Genomic DNA, 17,096 nt, shown 5'->3' with positions numbered 1-17,096 from the left:
CCTTGGGCCCATGGGCAAAACAGCAAGAAACGGGTGGAGAGCCTACACTCTTCCGGTTTAGATGCATCGAAAGAGGAGAGATGCCATGACTGGCGAACATCGAATGAGCGCCTCGACCTGGGGCCTGCTGCTGTTGCTCGGATTGATCTGGGGCGGCTCGTTCTTCTTCGCCCGTATTGCCGTTCATCATGTGCCGCCCTTTACGCTCGTCTTTCTGCGTCTGTCGCTGGCGGCCGTGGCATTGCATCTCTATCTGGCTGGTCGCCTCAATATCTATCAGTCCCTGCGCCGTCATTGGCCGCAATTTCTGCTGCTGGGCTTAATCAACAATGCGATACCGCACACGCTGATCTTCTGCGGTCAGACGCAGATGGGCGCCGGACTTGCATCCATCTTGAACGCGACGACGCCGATGTGGACCGTGTTGATCGGCAATCAGCTGACAACGGATGAGCGCCTGACATCGGCCAAGCTGATCGGCTGCCTCACCGGCCTCCTCGGAACGATCGTGTTGCTCGGACCGAGCGTTACCAGCGGCGGCTCGGTACCCTTCTGGGCACTCTCATTGCCGATCTTGGCGGCAATCTCCTATGGATTCGCGGCGATTTATGCCAAACGCTTCAAGGGCATCGCGCCGCCGGTTGTGGCAGCGGGCCAGTTGACAGGCTCCTCGCTCATCATGTTGCCAGTTGCGCTGGTGATCGACCAGCCTTGGGCGCTCGCCGCTCCACCTGTGACGGCAATCGCAGCCATTCTCGGCCTGGCGCTGCTATCGACCGCTTTCGCCTACATCCTCTATTTTCGCATCATCGAGCTTGCAGGTGCCACCAACACCTCCCTCGTCACTCTGCTCGTGCCGCCGAGCGCGTTATTGCTCGGCTTCCTCTTTCTCGGCGAGCGAATGGGGCCTGCCGAAATCGCCGGCATGCTGCTCATCGCCGCAGGTCTGCTCGTCCTCGATGGGCGGCTTTTCATATGGATGAAACGCGACGCCAGAACGCGGGAAACATGATCTCCTGCTCCATTCGGATGGTCCACAGTCACAACATATTAATATTTATTCACAGGCCGTCATCAAGCCAGCAATCGACATTTATAGTTAAATATCAAAATGTTGCCAAAAGCTCATGAATCACAGCGCGAATTCGATACCGCGTCGCAGCATCGAATGTTCTTTCCAAGCAACACATTTTCGACATAAAATTTAACGGCTGACTGAGGAGGAAGACATGGGATTAACGCGATCCATCAACGTCCTAGTGGTCGGTGCGGCCTTCGCTTTCGTCGTGACGATGCTCTTCATCTGACGGCTCGGCGAAATACGCAAACGACCAAACTCCGAAAAGCTAACAAAACCTCTGTTTCATTAGAAAAGCGCATGCCCCGCCGGACATGCGCTTTTTCATGAGCTCGCGCGACATCATACTTTAGGCGGCGGCGCCGGCCCGTGCATCCACCTTGCGCTCAAGGCCCAGCCGTTCAAGCACGGCGGAAACCAGTGCCGAACGGTTCATTGTATAGAGATGAAACTCGTGAATACCACGGCGCACCAGATCCTGGATCTGATCGGCGGCAACTTCAGCGGCAACCTTGGCGCGCTCCTCGACATCCTCATCCAAACCATCAAAACGCTCGTCGAGCCAGGTCGGAATATTCGTGCCGCAGGCGCCGGCGAAACGCTTGAGTTGCGTCAGGTTCTGAATCGGCATGATGCCCGGCACGACGGGAATCTTGATGCCGGCTGCGCGAACGCGATCGTGATAACGCTCGAAAGCATCATTATCGAAGAAGAACTGCGTCAGGGCCCGGTCGGCACCATTGTCCGCCTTGCGCTTCAGCATATCGATATCGGCTGCCGTATCGCGGCTTTCCGGATGCTTTTCAGGATAGGCGGAGACGGAAATATCGAAATCGCCGCGCTCGCGCAAAGCCTGCACCAGTTCCGCAGCATTGGCATAGCCGCCCGGATGAGGCTGATAGGCCGCGCCGACACCACCCGGCGGATCGCCGCGCAGCGCAACGAAACGGCGAACACCGGCAGCCAGAAACTCGTCGATCACCCGATGCGTGTCCTCACGCGTGGCACCGACGCAAGTCAGATGCGATGCGGTCGTGAACGGCGTCTCATGGATCATCTTGCGCACGGCGGAAAGCGTCGGCGCTTTGGTCGAACCGCCTGCCCCATACGTGACTGAAACGAACTCAGTGTCCCAATCGCTGAGCTCCTCAACGGTGTTCCACAGCTGCTGCTCGGCCTCCTCCGACTTCGGCGGAAAGAACTCGAAGGAGATGCGGATACCGTCGCTACGGCTTTCTGATCTCGAAGACATGTCAAACTCTCCCGGCAAGAATGGGGGATGACTGGTAGCCCTGGTCGGACGCGATCAGCAACCGCGGGTCGCGCGCCAGCCAGATGGTGACGGTCAGCGCCTGGCCGCCTTCCCTCCCCGAATGAAGATCCTGCACGCGCTCCACATCCAGCCCCGCCAGTTTCAGCCAATCCGAAATGGTCTGATGCGAGAAGCCGAGGCGCAGATGCGCATGCTCGTCACGCAGATATTCCAGCCCGTGCGGCGCGAGGTCGATGATGACAAGCCGGCCGCCGGGCCGCAGCATTCGCGCGGCTTCATTGATGGCAACCTCAGGCTGATCAAGGAAGTGCAGCACCTGGTGGATGGCAATGAGATCGAAATCCTGCTGCTCGAGCGGCAGGTTGAAAATATCGCCATGCCGCACCGAGGCAGCGGTGATATTGGCCCGGTCGAGATTGGCGCGGGCGACCGCCAGCATGTCACGGCTGGCATCGATGCCGACGGCGCGGCGATAGTGTCCAGCCAGAAGCTGTAGCATCCTGCCCGTGCCCGTACCGAGATCGAGGAAGGAGTCGATCGGCTGCGGACCAATGAGATCGATCAGCGCCTTGTCGACATCCTCATCCGCGACATGGAGACGCCGCAGCTCATCCCACTCGGCGGCATTTCGGCTAAAATAGGCTTGGGCACGCTCGGCGCGAATACGCTTCACGGAGGCGAGACGCTCTCCGTCACGCAACAGCACCGTATCCTTTTCGGCGGTATGGCGCAGCAGGCTGCGCGCCAACGTGACGGCCTTGCCTTCCTGTTTCAGGCGGAAATAAGCCCAGGCACCTTCCTGGTATCGATCGATCAGCCCGGCTTCGCCGAGCAGCTTGAGATGCCGGGAAATGCGAGGCTGCGACTGACCGAGAATTTCGGTAAGATCGGTCACTGTGAGATCGCCGGCCGCCAGTAGCGCCAGAAGGCGCAGCCTAGTCGGCTCGCCGACCGCCTTCAGCACGTCTACTACGTCATCCAAACCGAGTTTAACCAGATCCGTCATTTCACACCCAATCAAGATATAAAGATATCTTTATGTGATTTGAATGAACTCCGCAAGAGCTAATCACCGAAGAGACCAGTAGAGCGTCGGAAATCTGTTAGTTTTTGTCGGCGGGGGAATATATGCGTCCTGCTTAAGGCAAAGAAAAACCCCGGACCTGCCGGGGTTCTCCATGACGGAAAGACAGCAAACTTTATCGTGTCAGGCGCTTGTGCGCCTGGCTGCCCGGATTGAGAGCATCGGGGCCGAGGCGGCGGACCTTGTCCTGTTCGTAATCTTCGAAATTGCCTTCGAACCATTCGACATGACCTTCGCCTTCAAAGGCCAGGATATGCGTGGCCAGGCGGTCGAGGAACATGCGGTCGTGGCTGATGATGATGGCGCAACCGGCGAAGTTTTCGAGTGCGCTTTCCAGCGCGCCCAGCGTTTCCGTATCGAGGTCGTTGGTCGGTTCGTCGAGCAGAAGCACGTTGCCGCCGGACTTCAGCATCTTGGCGAGGTGCACGCGATTGCGCTGACCGCCGGAGAGACTGCCGACCTTCTGCTGCTGGTCGCCGCCCTTGAAGTTAAAGGCGCCGCAATAGGCGCGCGAGTTCATGTCGAACTTGCCGAGCTTGATGATTTCGGCGCCACCGGAGATTTCCTCCCATACCGTCTTGTTGCCATCAAGCGCGTCGCGGCTCTGGTCGACATAGCTGAGATGCACGGTCTCGCCGATGCGGATCGAGCCGGAATCCGGCTTTTCCTGCCCGGTGATCATCTTGAACAGGGTCGTCTTGCCGGCGCCGTTCGGGCCGATAATGCCGACGATGCCGCCGGGCGGCAGCTTGATCGACAGATCGTTGATCAGCGTGCGACCTTCGAAACCCTTGGTGATGCCCTCCATCTCGATCACCACCTGGCCGAGACGCTCGCTGACTGGAATGATGATCTGCGCATCGCCAGGACGCTGATTTTCGGCAGCATCGACCAGCTGTTCGTAAGCGTTGATACGCGCCTTGGACTTGGCCTGACGGGCCTTGGGGCTGGAGGCGATCCATTCCTGTTCGCGGCTGATCGCCTTCTGGCGGCCAGCTTCTTCGCGGGCTTCCTGAAGCATGCGCTTGGCCTTGGCCTGCAGATAGGCCGAGTAGTTACCTTCGTAGGGAATGCCGCGGCCACGGTCGAGTTCGAGAATCCAGCCGGTAACATTGTCGAGGAAGTAGCGGTCGTGGGTGATCATCATCACGGCACCCGGATAGTCGCGCAGGTGCTTTTCCAGCCAGGCAATGGTCTCGGCATCGAGATGGTTGGTTGGTTCGTCGAGCAGCAGCAGGTCCGGCTGCGAGAGAAGCAGGCGGCAAAGCGCGATACGGCGGCGCTCACCACCGGAAAGGCTGGTGACTTCGGCATCGCGCGGCGGGCAGCGCAATGCATCCATCGCCATTTCCACCTGGCTTTCCAGATCCCAGAGGTTCTGGCTGTCGATGATATCCTGGAGCTTGGCGCCCTCTTCCGCCGTCTCGTCGGAATAGTTCATCATCAATTCGTTGTAGCGATTGAGGATTTCGGTTTTCTTGGCAACGCCTTCCATGACGTTTTCGAACACCGTCTTGTTGGGATCGAGCTGCGGCTCCTGCGGCAGGTAACCGATGGTGGCGCCTTCAGCCAGCCAGGCTTCGCCGGTATATTCCTTGTCGAGGCCGGCCATGATGCGCAGCACGGTCGATTTACCTGCGCCGTTCGGACCGAGAATACCGATCTTGGCGTCGGGGTAGAAGGAGAGATGGATATTCTCGAGAATTTTCTTGGCGCCATAGGACTTATTCAGACCGGCCATATGATAAATGAACTGACGTGCCATAGCTTGGGTTGCTCCACGGACGAATAGCGTTGCGATTTGTGCCGCTATGTAGGGGAAACCCCGCCCTCGGGCAACGGCGAAACCTCGTCCGAGGGCATTATCCGCGTCAGAAAAGCCGCATTTTCTCAGAAGCCGGCCGCGTCCACCACACCCCGATCGCAACCGAAGGCGGTGCTGCCGGCACCTTGGATCAGTTTGACGAGCCGCGGCTCGTTGCCCTGTTGGGGATCGATTGCATCCTCCGAGAGGCCGATGGTCAGTTCCGAAATCATCCTGACATCGCCGACACGGCGGCAGCTCATCTTGATGCGCGCGTTGGCACCCTCGCCAAAACTCTGGTCAAAAGCGGCCTTGATGCTCTCGGCATCCAGCTCCTTACCGATATTCTGGGCGAAGAGATCGCGCACGGCCGACGTATTGAGTTCGGCAATCAAGCCAGCGGCGATGGAGAAATATTGGTCCGCACTCAGCTTCGTGCAGGTGCCGTGCTTGATCCATTCATGCCGTTCCAGGCCGGATTGGGTGCCCGGCATTGCCTTATCGAGCTTCACCTTCACGTCTTGCGAAAGCTGGACCGCGGGCAGGTCCTTCCAGTCACGGCCACGATCCGCCTGTTTCAGATCCTCGGAAACATCGCAATATTCCTGCCGCATCGGCCAGAGACCATGCAGGGAGAAATTCGTCGCGTCATGATTGTCCGACGACTGGTTGCGGCATTCCGCCTTCTTCTGGTTCGTCTGACAAAATGCCGGCTCCCAGCTTGCCGCCAGGATAAAGCGCGTCCGTCCACGGCTATGCTCCTGCGCCATAGCGCTAGCTGCCGCCCCGACCGAAACGAGCACAACCGTAAATACCCGAAGCCACTGCTTCATTCGTACCTCCAACTAGAACATTATAGGAACAAATAAGCAGTTTGAGCGAGCGGGCGCAATCCTGAATCGCAGCGCGCGGAAAGATTTATTTCTGTGAGCTTTACCACCTATCCATTGCAATCGGGCGGATGATAACCTTTCGTCCAACTGGGGAGGAACGGATCTATGTTCGCCGAGACGAAGCGCCTGAAAAGTCCGACGGGCGCAACCCTTGCCTATCATCATTTGCCGGCGGTAACCGATGCTCGCGGCATCCTGCTGATATCGCACGGTCTTGCCGAGCATTCTCGCCGATATGAGGCCTTTGCCGATGCGATGGCAGGCCAAGGTTTTCATGTCTACGCTCACGATCATCGCGGTCACGGGGAGACCATCGCTCACGATGCGCCGATTGGCCGCTTTGCGCGAAGAGATGGAGTGGGATTGGTCATCGCCGACGTGCTCGCCGTGCGCGAGCTAGCCGCAAGTGCCCATCCCGGCCTGCCGATCATCCTGTTCGGGCATTCCATGGGCGGATTGATCAGCCTGAACACCGTCGTCACGCATCCGGGCAAGTTCGATGCGGTCACCGTCTGGAATTCCAATTTCAATCCGGGCCTTGCCGGCCGCGCCGCCCAACTCATTCTGAAAACGGAGCGCATGTTCAAGGGATCGGACGTCCCGAGCGGACCGCTGCCGAGACTGACCTTCAGCACGTGGGGTAAATCGATCGCCAACTGCCGCACCGATTTCGACTGGCTCTCGCGCATTCCCGAGCAGGTGGAGAAATATATCGCCGATCCGCTTTGCGGCTTCGATGCCTCCGTCTCACTCTGGCTGGACCTGTTCGAACTCACTTTCCGCGCACCACGGAAGGCGCACCTCAATCGTCTCCGGCGCGACATGCCGATCCATCTCGTCGGCGGCGGCAAGGATCCGGCGACCGACAATGCGAGAGCGATCTCCTGGCTGGCAAAGCATTTGAAAAAAGCCGGCTTCTCTCGTATCACCACCGAAATCTATCCCGACATGCGGCACGAGACGATCAACGAAATCGGTGCCGAGGAAGCCATTTCCAACTTCGCCAAATGGTGCAAGAGCGTAACGGCAAGTACCTGATTCTCAAGGAAATCCTGCAATGAACACCTCCAGCGGCTCCTCGGTCCGATTGCCGCAATCGGAGCTGACCTTCGGCCTGTCGATGATGTTTCTATCCGTCGTCCTCTCGCCGGTCATGGATATCTTCTCCAAACTCGCGGCAACCACCATTCCGCCGGCTGAAGTCACCGCTGCACGCTTCATCTTTCAGTCGCTCTTTGCCCTGCCAATGATGGCGTTGCGCGGGCAGTGGGGCGTATGGTCGTGGCGCCATAGCGGCGTGCACGCGATCCGCGCCGCCCTTTTGACGCTGTCCATGGTCTCGTTCGTGACCGCGTTGCAGGTCATGGAAGTGGCCGATGCCATTGCCATCTTTTTCGTCGAGCCGATGATGCTAACCATCCTCAGCAGTATATTCCTCAAGGAAACCATTGGCTGGCGTCGTTACACGGCCTGCGCAGTCGGCTTTCTTGGTGCCATGCTAATCATCCAGCCGAGCTTTCAGGAAGTCGGTTTCGTTGCCCTGTTGCCCATTGTCACGGCACTCTGCGTTGCAGTTTATGTGATGATCACGCGCGTCGTCTCACATAGCGAAGATGCGTGGCCTCTGCAGTTCCAAACGGGCCTATGGGGCATAGGCTTCAGTCTGATCCTGCTTGGCATCGGCAAGGCGACGGGATCTGTAATCTTTTATCCGGTTATTCCGGATCTCACGGCAATGCTCTATTTGCTCGGCGTCGGCGCAACTGCGGCGGCCTCTGGCATCCTAACGGTCTATGCCTATCGCGCAGTACAAGCCTCGACGCTTGCGCCGCTGCAGTATTTCGAGATCGTTTCGGCAACGATCCTCGGCTGGCTCGTCTTCGACAATTTCCCGGATGCGATCAAGTGGCTCGGCATCCTCATCATCATCGGCTCAGGGCTTTACATTCTCTGGCGCGAGCGGCGCTTTGCTTCCAGACCGGTATCCGATACATCTGAAACGGCATTCACGCCTTAAGCGGGAGAGCGGACAGACATGACAGAACAAAAGACCACGAAACCTCCGCTGTCCGGTATTCGCGTCATCGAACTCGCCCGCGTGCTGGCCGGTCCCTGGGCCGGACAGATGCTGGCCGATCTCGGCGCCGATGTCATCAAGGTGGAAAATCCCGACGGCGGCGACGACACCCGCCAATGGGGGCCACCCTTCGTCGAGGGCAAGGACGGCGAAAATCTCTCTGCCGCCTATTATCACGCCGCCAATCGCGGCAAGCGCTCGGTAATCGCCGATCTCAAGACCGAGGAAGGCCAAGAGCTGGTGCGCCGCCTGGTGAAGATAGCCGACGTGGTGATCGAGAATTTCAAGCTCGGCGGCCTGATGAAGTATGGGCTGGATTATGAAAGCCTGAAGAAGATCAATCCCCGCATCGTCTATTGCTCGATCACCGGCTTCGGCCAGACCGGACCCTATGCCAATCTCGCCGGCTATGACTATATCGTCCAGGGCATGTCCGGCTTCATGTCGATCACAGGCGAACCGGACGGACAGCCGATGAAAGCGGGCGTTGCGATCGCCGATATCTTCACCGGCATCTATGCCGTTTCCGCGATCGAAGCCGCCCTGATCCACGCTCTGAAGACTGGAGCAGGACAGCTCATCGACATGGCGCTGCTCGATGTGCAATCGGCCGTACTGGCCAACCAGAACATGAATTATCTGATCTCCGGCAAGCCGCCCGTACGGCTCGGCAACTCTCATCCGAATATCTCACCCTATGAAGTCGTGCCCACCGCCGATGGCTATCTCATCCTTGCTGTCGGCAATGATGGACAGTTCCGGCGCCTATGCGCCATTCTCGGGGTGGAAACCCATGCCGATGACGAGCGCTATGCGACCAACAAGACTCGCGTCGCCAACCGCAACGAGGTACGCGCCTTCATCTCGTCGGAGACGCTGAAGTGGAATAAGGCAGAGCTGCTGAAAGCTTGCGAGGCCAACGCCGTTCCGGCCGGTGCCATCAACACGATCGAGGATATGTTCGCCGATCCGCAGATTGTGGCGAGGGGCCTGAGGATCGATCTCGAAGATAGCGCCGGCACCGTCATTCCGAGCGTGCGCACGCCAATCGTGCTGTCGGAAACGCCGCTAACCTATACGCGGCCAAGCCCGCGCCTCGGCGAACATCAGGAGGAAGTTCTGGCTGAATTGGCCGAACTGGAGGGAAAGGCGGGGACATGAAGCGAACGGGCGGGCAACTCATCGTCGAGGCGTTGAAGGCCAATGGCGTGCAGCGCATATCCTGCGTGCCGGGGGAGAGCTTTCTCGCCGTGCTCGATGCGCTGCATGACAGCGACATCAAAGTGCTCGTCTGCCGCCAGGAGGGTGGTGCGGCGATGATGGCGGATGCCTGGGGTCGATTGACCGGCGAACCCGGCATTTGCATGGTCACCCGCGGCCCCGGCGCCACAAACGCTTCTGCCGGCCTTCATATAGCCCGGCAGGATTCGATCCCGATGATCCTGTTCATCGGTCAGGTCCAGCGCGATGCCCGCGAACGCGAAGCCTTTCAGGAAGTGGAGTTTCGGAGAGCCTTTACCGAATTCGCCAAATGGGTCGGCGAAATCGACGATGCCGCCCGCATTCCGGAATTCGTCACCCGCGCCTTCGCTGTGGCAACATCTGGTCGCCCCGGTCCCGTGGTGCTGACCCTCCCCGAAGACATGCTGCGCGATGAAGTCGAAGCGCCGCAAGCACTGCCCTACGTCCCAGTTGCTGCCCATCCGGGCCGCGGCCAGCTTGCAGAGCTTAACCAGCGTCTTGCGGCTGCGCAGCGGCCGATGGTCATTCTCGGCGGCACGCGCTGGAACGAAGAAGCAGTTGCCGGCATCAGACAATTCGCCGAGCGTTTCAAGCTCCCGGTTGGCTGCTCCTTCCGCCGGCAGATGCTGTTCGACCATCTGCATCCAAACTATGCCGGTGATGTCGGCATCGGCATCAACCCGGCGCTGGCAAAGGAAATCAGGGAAGCGGATCTGCTGATCCTTCTCGGCGGCCGCCTCTCCGAAATGCCCTCGTCCGGCTACACGCTTGTCGATATCCCCTACCCGCGCCAGCAGCTTGTCCACATCCATCCCGATCCCTCGGAACTCGGCCGCGTCTATCGCCCGGCTCTGGCAATTTGCGCCAGCCCGACGGATTTCATTGCGGCTCTCGCGGATTTGGACCCGCCGCACGAAACGTCTTGGGCAGAGCGCACCGAACGCATGCACGCTGCCTATCTTGCCTGGTCGAAGACACCGCAAGAGTGCCCCGGCGCCGTCCATATGGGCCGCATCATGGATTGGATCGAAGCGAATACAGCCGATGATGCGATCTTCACCAACGGTGCCGGTAACTACGCGACCTGGCTGCACCGCTTCCATCGCTTCCGCCGTTTCAACACGCAGGCGGCACCCACCTCCGGCTCGATGGGCTATGGCCTGCCGGCTGCGGTTGCCGCGAAACAACTCTTTCCCAAGCGCGAAGTGATCTGCTTTGCCGGCGACGGCTGTTTCATGATGCACGGCCAGGAATTCGCGACCGCCGTCCAATACGGCCTGCCACTGATCGCCTTGGTCATCAACAACGGCATGTACGGCACCATCCGCATGCATCAGGAGCGGGAATATCCAGGTCGTGTCAGCGCCACGGCACTCGACAATCCTGATTTCGCGGCCCTTGCCGGCGCCTATGGCGGCCACGGCGAAACCGTGAAGGCGACGGCAGAATTCGGCCCGGCCTTCGAGCGGGCGCGAGCGAGCGGCAAACCGGCGATCATCGAAATCGCGCTCGATCCGGAAGCAATCACACCCTCCCGTACCTTGACGGAAATCGCGCAAGCAAAAGGCCGATGAGCGCGAGCCCACCGGCCTTTCAAAATCACTGATGGCAGGACTTAGTCGAGTGCTGCCGTCACGATGAATTCGACCTTGTACTTCGGTGCAGCGAGCTTGGCTTCGCTGGTCGCACGGGCCGGCGTGTTGGCCGGATCAACCCAGGCTTCCCAGGCGGCGTTCATTTCGGCGAAATAGGAGATGTCGGAGAGGTAGATGAGCGTCTGCAGGATCTTCGACTTGTTGGAACCGGCTGCAGCGAGCAGGCGGTCGACTTCGGCGAGTGCCGACTTGCACTGGTCGGTGACGCTTTCGCCTTCACCAACCTGGCCGGCGAGATAGACGGTGTTGCCATGGATGACAGCGCCGCTCATGCGGGCGCCAACGTCGATGCGCTTGATGCTCATGGTTTTCTCCTGATGTTGTTCTTCGACAGGTAAACAAGGCATGACCCATGGTCTGCCCTCAATCAAAAGGCCGGGGAAGGACCCGTTCAGCCGCGAATGTGATGCGTCTTCTGATAGATCGCCGTCGAGCGTGCGCCCGAGCGGCAATAGCCAAGCATCGGGCGCGGAAACTCGTCCAGCGCATCGACCATGCCCTGCACGGCCTCTTCGGTCACGCCCATCGGACCAACAGGCACATGGGTGATGTCCAGGCCGAGTTCCTTGGCGCGGGCTTCGATGACTCCGAACGGCGTCTGATCCGGGCTTTCGCCATCGGGGCGATGGCAGACGATGGACTTGAACCCCAGAGCCTTGATCTGGTCGAGATCCTCTACGGTGATCTGGCCTGACACCGAGTATTCATCGTCGATCGGGCGGATATCCATGGTTCATGTCCTCTCTAAAACCGTGGCATTGATCTACGCCGCGGCAGGGCAAGCGTCAACCGCGGCGCACTCTCAAACAAAGGCAAAATTGAGCATGAAATTGCGGGCTTCGCCGGGCTGGAGAATATTGAATTCGCCTGCTTCCTCAAGTTCGGACCGCGAGACCCAGCGATGCGAAACCGGCTCGATACCAAGCACGTGCGCAGGCGCGCGCTGATTGCGCCAGACCTGCAGGAACGGCAGCGTGTCCGTTCCGAACCGCACCCTCAGAGTCTTCCCGCCAATGGCCGCGATGGGGCCGAGGCTGATCTCTGCCCAATCCTCGCCCTTTTCTTGCGCCGGCACGCAGAAGATATCACCGCCCTCTTCGCCGAAGGTCCAGGGAAAGCCGCCGTTCTCCAGCATCTGTCCGGCAAGGCGCGTGCCGCTATCGAACCATTTGCCGCCGATGTTCATATGGTACATCAAAAAGACCGGCATAGCCTCGGTACTCGTATTGACGACACGATCGGCAAGTGAAACCTCGCCCGTGGCGCCATCGATCCGCCAAAGACGTTCCAGCCTTGCGGTGCGGCGTTCGGCTGTGATGACATCGATATCGGCGCGGCATTCCGCGTTGCCATTCTCGAATTTGGTCCAGAGAATTTTGGCTGGATGAGACGAGAAGGAACCGTGCAGCGGATAGCGCTTGCCTTCATAGGCGTCGGACATCGGCTCTGGATGGCGGATATGATCCGGCCCGCAGGTAAAGAGGAAGCCTTCCACGGAATGACTGATACGCGGATCGCCATCGTCGGGAACGGCACTTCCGGGCGCGAGATTATTGCCCTCAACGATGCAGACGCCGATATCCAGCACGGAGCCCTCGTCTAGCGTCAATTTCGGCCCCTTGGCCGCAGAAAAATCCATCATCCCCAAAATCCTCCCTGATCGGCGCCGAGCGCAGGTGCTGTCCCAAGGTGGCGCGCGACTGAAATAAACGGTTATTTGGCTTACCAAATCTTAACTTGAACCCTTGATCACATAAATTTTTATATTTTATTCAGCATGATAATCTAAATCTCCATACTGGCGTCAAAATTGCCATGTGTGTGTCAGCCGAACGACCATCCCGAGGATTCGACAGACGTGAACCGGTTCGTAAAATTGAGTTTTGCTCTGGCAACGACTGCCGCTCTATCTATGCTCGCGCTCACGGACGCGCAGGCGCAATATTATCGCAGCGGCAACGGCAACACGGTTCTCGTCACTCCCGACGGCCGGATCCTTGATCAGTATCCTTATGGTGGCGGATATTCCATGGCGCGCGACGGACGCGGCCGCCGGGTTCTGATCGATGCCTATGGCAATGTCGTCGCCACGGAGATGAAGGCCAGCACCTACTATCCCCGCGCCCCTGCTCGCGACAGCTACGTTGATAACGGCAGCCGCTATGGCGACACGCAGCTTTCCGACAACCGCAACTACCAGGACTATCGTCAGTATCGTACCGATAGCTACGGAAATTACGACGGCGCTCCCGATAATGGTTACGGTCAGCAGGATCGTGGCGTGATCACCGGCGGCATTCCGCGTGACAGCGATATCCAGCGCCAGCCGCTCGACAATCAGCCCTTGCCAGGCAAGGACCAAGGCCAGGCGAACCCGAATGGCAGCGACTATGCGTCGATCGATCCGCAGCAGAGCGCGCCTGACATCGTCAACAAGCCGGCACCGGCTGAACCCGTCATCACGCTCAAAGGCAAGTCGAAGATGGAGATCACCGCGCTGGAGGTCTTCCTCGCGCGGCAGGGTATTTCGCCTGGTGCGATCGACGGACGAATGGGCGCAAACGTCACAAAGGCAATCTATGCCTATCAACAGATGACCGGCCAGACGCTTGACCCGAACAATACCGACGCGATCCTCGAGCAGCTGCGCATGTCTGGCGGCATGCCGATCGTCAACTATACGATCACCGCTGCCGATGCCGCTGGTCCTTACGTCGCCTCGATCCCCGAGGACTATGCCGCCAAGTCCCAGATGCCTTCCCTCGGCTACACGTCGACGACCGAAATGCTAGCGGAACGCTTTCATATGGATGAGGGCTACCTGAAGGCACTCAATCCCGGCGTCGATTTCACCGTACCGGGCAGCACCATCAAGGTCGTCAATACCGGTCCCAGCAAGACGGGAACGGTCGCCAAGATCTTGGCAGACAAAGGCCGCAAGCAGGTTTTCGCCTATGACGCCAACGGCACGCTGATTGCAGCCTACCCGGCTAGCATCGGTTCCGCCGACACGCCCTCGCCGTCAGGCACGGTCACGGTCGAACGTGTCGCCTTCAATCCGGGCTATACCTACAATCCGAAAATCAACTTCCAGCAGGGCGCCAACGACAAGGTTCTGAACATACCGCCCGGCCCGAACGGCCCGGTCGGTACCGTCTGGATGGCTCTTTCGAAGCCGACCTACGGCATCCACGGCACACCGGATCCCTCGCGGATCGGCAAGTCGCAGAGCCATGGCTGCGTACGTCTTACCAATTGGGATGCGACCGAACTGGCCAAGATGGTCAAGCCTGGCGTCGTCGTCGAATTCGTGGATTGATTCCCAGACAGAGCTTCAATGAAAAAAGCCGCCGGATGACACTCGGCGGCTTTTTTGTTTGGCCTGATAAGCTGCCAATTTCATCCTAGATATCGGGGAGCTGAGCGCAGTATCAGAAGCAGTCGCGGAACAAAGCCTTGGTGTTTTCGAGCGTCATCGGCACCGGATTGCCGCCTGCACTCGGATCTTCGATCGCCATGGCGGAGAGCTCGTCGATCCGGTCGGGCGCGATGCCCATGGCAGACAGATTTTCCGGCACGCCGAGTTCCGAGCGCAGTTGCAGCACATAGTCGTAGAAGTCGTCGAACCCGCCCGAAATGCCGAGATAGGCGGCGGCTCGGGCAATCTTGTCCTCGATGGCCTTGCGGTTGAAGCGCAGAACGGCCGGCATGACGACGGCATTGGTCATGCCGTGATGGGTGTTGTAGACGGCGCCGATCGGATGCGAGAGCGCGTGAATGGCGCCAAGCCCCTTCTGGAAAGCGACGGCGCCCATGGCGGCAGCACTCATCATGTTGGCCCGGGCTTCGAGATCCGTTCCCTCACGATAGGCGCGCGGCAGGAATTCCTTGACCAGCCGCATGCCTTCCAGCGCGATACCGGCCGACATCGGATGATAGAAGGGTGAGGAATAGGCTTCCAGGCAATGGGCAAAGGCGTCCATGCCGGTGCCGGCGGTAATGATCTTGGGCATGCCGACGGTCAGCTCCGGATCGGCAATGACGACGCCGGGCAGGAATTTCGGATGGAAGATGATCTTCTTCACATGCGTCGCGGAATTGGTGATGACGCTGGCGCGGCCGACTTCCGAACCGGTGCCGGCCGTCGTCGGCACGGCGACGATCGGGGCAATGCCTTCGACGTTGGCGCGGGTCCACCAGTCACCGATATCTTCGAAATCCCAGACCGGGCGCGTCTGGCCAACCATGAAGGCGACGCATTTGCCGAGATCGAGGCCGGAACCGCCGCCGAAGGCGACGACGCCATCGTGGCCGCCGTCCTTGAACGCTTTCACGCCGGCTTCGAGGTTCTTCTCGTTCGGATTGGGATCGACATCAGCGAAGATGGCGCGGCCAAGACCCGCATCTTCCAGAATATCAAGTGCCGTCGCCGTGATCGCCATCGAGGCAAGTCCCCGGTCGGTGATCAGGAGCGGCTTCTTCATGCCCAGGCTCTTGCAGGCGTCCGCGAGCTCCTTGATGCGGCCGCGGCCGAGCTTGAAGGCGTTCGGATAGCTCCAATTGGCTGAGATAGTGCTCATGCTGTTACTTTCTTCAGATGATAGGATTTCGGGCGCGTCAGATTGTGGAAACCGATGATCGACAGCGAGCCGCCGCGGCCGGTTTCCTTGACGCCGGTCCAGCACAGAGCCGGATCGAGATAATCGGCACGGTTCATGAAGACCGTGCCGGTTTCGATTTCGCGGCCGATACGTGAGACGCGCTCGACATCCTTGGTCCAGAGCGAAGCCGTCAGACCGTAGGGGCTGTCGTTCATCAGTTCCAGCGCTTCCGCATCGCTCTTAACCTTCATGATGCCGACGGCAGGGCCGAAGGTTTCCTCGCGCATGAACGCCATGGAATGATCGACATTGACGAGGATCTGCGGCGCGAGATAGGCGCCGCCATCATCGGCCGGGAACAGCTTCGGATCGACCAGCGCCTTGGCGCCCTTGGCAACCGCATCAGCGATCTGTTCGCGCACGACCTTGGCGAAGCGCTTGTTGGCCATCGGCCCGAGCGACGTGTCGGGATCAAGGGGATTGCCGAGCTTATAGTTCGAAACCCAGGCCACCGACTTCTCGACAAAACTGTCGTAGAGCGATTCATGCACGTAGATGCGCTCGATACCACAGCAGCACTGGCCGGAATTGTAAGTCGCTCCATCCATTAGCGTGTCGACGGCGGCGTCGAGATCGGCGTCTTCCATGACATAGCCCGGATCCTTGCCGCCAAGCTCGAGGCCGAGGCTGGTAAAGGTGCCGGCGGCCGCACGCTCGATCGACCGGCCGCCGTCGACGGAGCCGGTGAAATTGACGAAGTTGAAACTGCCGGCGGCAATCAGCGCCGAGGTTGTTTCGTGATCGAGGAAGACATTCTGGAAGACATCGGCGGGAACGCCGGCCTCCACGAAGGCTTGGACGAGCCGCTCGCCAACCAGCAGCGTCTGACTTGCATGCTTGAGGATGACTGTATTGCCGGCCATCAGCGCCGGCGCGACCGTATTGATCGCGGTCATGTAGGGATAATTCCACGGAGCGATGACAAAGACCACGCCATGCGGCTCACGCTCGATCCGGCGGGCAAAATTGGCGCTGTCCTCGACGACCAGTGGTGCCAGTGCATCGGCGGCGATCGACGCGACATAGTTGGAGCGCTCGTTGAAGCCGCGATATTCGCCCCCATACTTGATCGGGCGGCCCATCTGCCAGGCAAGCTCCGGCACAACCACATCGGCCATCTCATTGAGCCGGGCCACACCCTTCAGCACGAGATGAACACGATCTTCCAGCGGGCGGCGAGCCCAATCCTTTTGCGCCCTGCGGGCGCGTGCGACGACTTCCTTGCCAGCTTCCAGCGACAGTGCCGGACGCTCGGCATAAACCTCTCCGTTCACCGGGGAGACGCATGTGATCATGGTCATGATCGAATTCCTGTTTTCTTGGTCATCC

The 17,096-nt window shown here is 59.4% G+C and carries 15 protein-coding genes; 6 read left to right on the top strand and 9 right to left on the bottom strand.

From position 1 onward, the window contains the following. The first annotated feature begins 85 nt into the window (after window positions 1–85). On the top strand, window positions 86–1,012 hold the full coding sequence (locus tag PH558_RS04205; RefSeq protein WP_285202347.1) for a DMT family transporter: 927 nt from the start codon (window positions 86–88) through the stop codon (window positions 1,010–1,012). A 415-nt stretch (window positions 1,013–1,427) separates the two neighbouring features. On the opposite strand, the gene metF is transcribed toward PH558_RS04205, so the two are convergent. The 4 genes from metF to PH558_RS04185 all read right to left on the bottom strand — a co-directional run bounded on the left by metF (window position 1,428) and on the right by PH558_RS04185 (window position 6,072). Beyond that, window positions 1,428–2,330 carry a methylenetetrahydrofolate reductase [NAD(P)H] gene (metF, locus tag PH558_RS04200; protein ID WP_095435292.1) on the bottom strand — a complete coding sequence of 301 codons (903 nt, stop codon included), beginning with the start codon at window positions 2,328–2,330 and terminating at the stop codon, window positions 1,428–1,430. A gap of 1 nt (window position 2,331) precedes the next feature. Further along, window positions 2,332–3,357 carry an ArsR/SmtB family transcription factor gene (locus PH558_RS04195; RefSeq protein ID WP_095435293.1) on the bottom strand — a complete coding sequence of 342 codons (1,026 nt, stop codon included), beginning with the start codon at window positions 3,355–3,357 and terminating at the stop codon, window positions 2,332–2,334. 193 nt (window positions 3,358–3,550) lie between these two features. Further along, on the bottom strand, window positions 3,551–5,200 hold the full coding sequence (ettA, locus tag PH558_RS04190; protein WP_095435294.1) for an energy-dependent translational throttle protein EttA: 1,650 nt from the start codon (window positions 5,198–5,200) through the stop codon (window positions 3,551–3,553). Between the two features lie 125 nt (window positions 5,201–5,325). Continuing rightward, entirely contained in the window at window positions 5,326–6,072 is a 747-nt protein-coding gene (locus tag PH558_RS04185; protein ID WP_285202343.1) for a ribonuclease T2 family protein, read from the bottom strand. A gap of 165 nt (window positions 6,073–6,237) precedes the next feature. Between PH558_RS04185 and PH558_RS04180 the strand changes: the two genes are divergently transcribed. From PH558_RS04180 to PH558_RS04165, 4 genes are read left to right on the top strand one after another with little or no spacing between them, the layout of a single operon-like run. Then, window positions 6,238–7,170 carry an alpha/beta hydrolase gene (locus PH558_RS04180; protein ID WP_285202342.1) on the top strand — a complete coding sequence of 311 codons (933 nt, stop codon included), beginning with the start codon at window positions 6,238–6,240 and terminating at the stop codon, window positions 7,168–7,170. 19 nt (window positions 7,171–7,189) lie between these two features. Further along, window positions 7,190–8,149, top strand: a complete 960-nt coding sequence (locus PH558_RS04175) for a DMT family transporter (protein WP_285202341.1) — start codon at window positions 7,190–7,192, stop codon at window positions 8,147–8,149. A gap of 18 nt (window positions 8,150–8,167) precedes the next feature. Further along, window positions 8,168–9,370, top strand: a complete 1,203-nt coding sequence (caiB, locus tag PH558_RS04170; RefSeq protein WP_285202340.1) for a succinate--glutarate CoA-transferase — start codon at window positions 8,168–8,170, stop codon at window positions 9,368–9,370. Then, on the top strand, window positions 9,367–11,025 hold the full coding sequence (locus tag PH558_RS04165; protein ID WP_285202339.1) for a thiamine pyrophosphate-binding protein: 1,659 nt from the start codon (window positions 9,367–9,369) through the stop codon (window positions 11,023–11,025). Before caiB ends, PH558_RS04165 begins: the two co-directional genes overlap by 4 nt. 41 nt (window positions 11,026–11,066) lie before the next feature. Here the strand turns inward: PH558_RS04165 and PH558_RS04160 are convergent, their stop codons facing one another. From PH558_RS04160 to PH558_RS04150, 3 genes are all read right to left on the bottom strand, one after another. After that, window positions 11,067–11,411 carry a RidA family protein gene (locus PH558_RS04160; protein ID WP_095435300.1) on the bottom strand — a complete coding sequence of 115 codons (345 nt, stop codon included), beginning with the start codon at window positions 11,409–11,411 and terminating at the stop codon, window positions 11,067–11,069. An 86-nt stretch (window positions 11,412–11,497) separates the two neighbouring features. Next, window positions 11,498–11,836: a protein tyrosine phosphatase family protein gene (locus PH558_RS04155; RefSeq protein WP_095435301.1), complete on the bottom strand. Its 339-nt coding sequence runs from the start codon at window positions 11,834–11,836 to the stop codon at window positions 11,498–11,500. 72 nt (window positions 11,837–11,908) lie between these two features. Next, window positions 11,909–12,748 carry a DUF4432 family protein gene (locus tag PH558_RS04150; RefSeq protein ID WP_285202335.1) on the bottom strand — a complete coding sequence of 280 codons (840 nt, stop codon included), beginning with the start codon at window positions 12,746–12,748 and terminating at the stop codon, window positions 11,909–11,911. Between the two features lie 216 nt (window positions 12,749–12,964). Here PH558_RS04150 and PH558_RS04145 point away from each other — a divergent pair, with 216 nt between their 5' ends. Next, window positions 12,965–14,425 (top strand): L,D-transpeptidase, encoded by a 1,461-nt coding sequence (locus PH558_RS04145; RefSeq protein WP_095435303.1) that lies wholly within the window; start codon window positions 12,965–12,967, stop codon window positions 14,423–14,425. A gap of 112 nt (window positions 14,426–14,537) precedes the next feature. Here PH558_RS04145 and PH558_RS04140 read toward each other — a convergent pair whose 3' ends face one another. Both PH558_RS04140 and PH558_RS04135 read right to left on the bottom strand, forming a co-directional pair. After that, entirely contained in the window at window positions 14,538–15,686 is a 1,149-nt protein-coding gene (locus tag PH558_RS04140; RefSeq protein ID WP_285202333.1) for an iron-containing alcohol dehydrogenase, read from the bottom strand. After that, a complete protein-coding gene (locus PH558_RS04135; protein ID WP_285202332.1) occupies window positions 15,683–17,068 on the bottom strand; it encodes an aldehyde dehydrogenase family protein in 1,386 nt (461 codons plus the stop codon). The genes PH558_RS04140 and PH558_RS04135 overlap by 4 nt, the downstream gene beginning before the upstream one ends. Window positions 17,069–17,096 lie beyond the last annotated feature (28 nt).

The sequence above is a fragment of the Rhizobium pantanalense genome, assembly GCF_030182525.1.
Classification (GTDB): Bacteria; Pseudomonadota; Alphaproteobacteria; order Rhizobiales; family Rhizobiaceae; genus Rhizobium.
The sequence above is the reverse complement of the archived record's forward strand: the minus strand, read 5'-3'. Positions and strand labels throughout refer to the sequence as shown.

Bases quoted from the DNA above. Each gene is read 5' to 3' on its own strand.
- PH558_RS04205 (WP_285202347.1), top strand. From the start codon at position 86: ATGACTGGCGAACATCGAATGAGCGCCTCGACCTGGGGCCTGCTGCTG.
- metF (WP_095435292.1), bottom strand. From the start codon at position 2,330: ATGTCTTCGAGATCAGAAAGCCGTAGCGACGGTATCCGCATCTCCTTC.
- PH558_RS04195 (WP_095435293.1), bottom strand. From the start codon at position 3,357: ATGACGGATCTGGTTAAACTCGGTTTGGATGACGTAGTAGACGTGCTG.
- ettA (WP_095435294.1), bottom strand. From the start codon at position 5,200: ATGGCACGTCAGTTCATTTATCATATGGCCGGTCTGAATAAGTCCTAT.
- PH558_RS04185 (WP_285202343.1), bottom strand. From the start codon at position 6,072: ATGAAGCAGTGGCTTCGGGTATTTACGGTTGTGCTCGTTTCGGTCGGG.
- PH558_RS04180 (WP_285202342.1), top strand. From the start codon at position 6,238: ATGTTCGCCGAGACGAAGCGCCTGAAAAGTCCGACGGGCGCAACCCTT.
- PH558_RS04175 (WP_285202341.1), top strand. From the start codon at position 7,190: ATGAACACCTCCAGCGGCTCCTCGGTCCGATTGCCGCAATCGGAGCTG.
- caiB (WP_285202340.1), top strand. From the start codon at position 8,168: ATGACAGAACAAAAGACCACGAAACCTCCGCTGTCCGGTATTCGCGTC.
- PH558_RS04165 (WP_285202339.1), top strand. From the start codon at position 9,367: ATGAAGCGAACGGGCGGGCAACTCATCGTCGAGGCGTTGAAGGCCAAT.
- PH558_RS04160 (WP_095435300.1), bottom strand. From the start codon at position 11,411: ATGAGCATCAAGCGCATCGACGTTGGCGCCCGCATGAGCGGCGCTGTC.
- PH558_RS04155 (WP_095435301.1), bottom strand. From the start codon at position 11,836: ATGGATATCCGCCCGATCGACGATGAATACTCGGTGTCAGGCCAGATC.
- PH558_RS04150 (WP_285202335.1), bottom strand. From the start codon at position 12,748: ATGATGGATTTTTCTGCGGCCAAGGGGCCGAAATTGACGCTAGACGAG.
- PH558_RS04140 (WP_285202333.1), bottom strand. From the start codon at position 15,686: ATGAGCACTATCTCAGCCAATTGGAGCTATCCGAACGCCTTCAAGCTC.
- PH558_RS04135 (WP_285202332.1), bottom strand. From the start codon at position 17,068: ATGACCATGATCACATGCGTCTCCCCGGTGAACGGAGAGGTTTATGCC.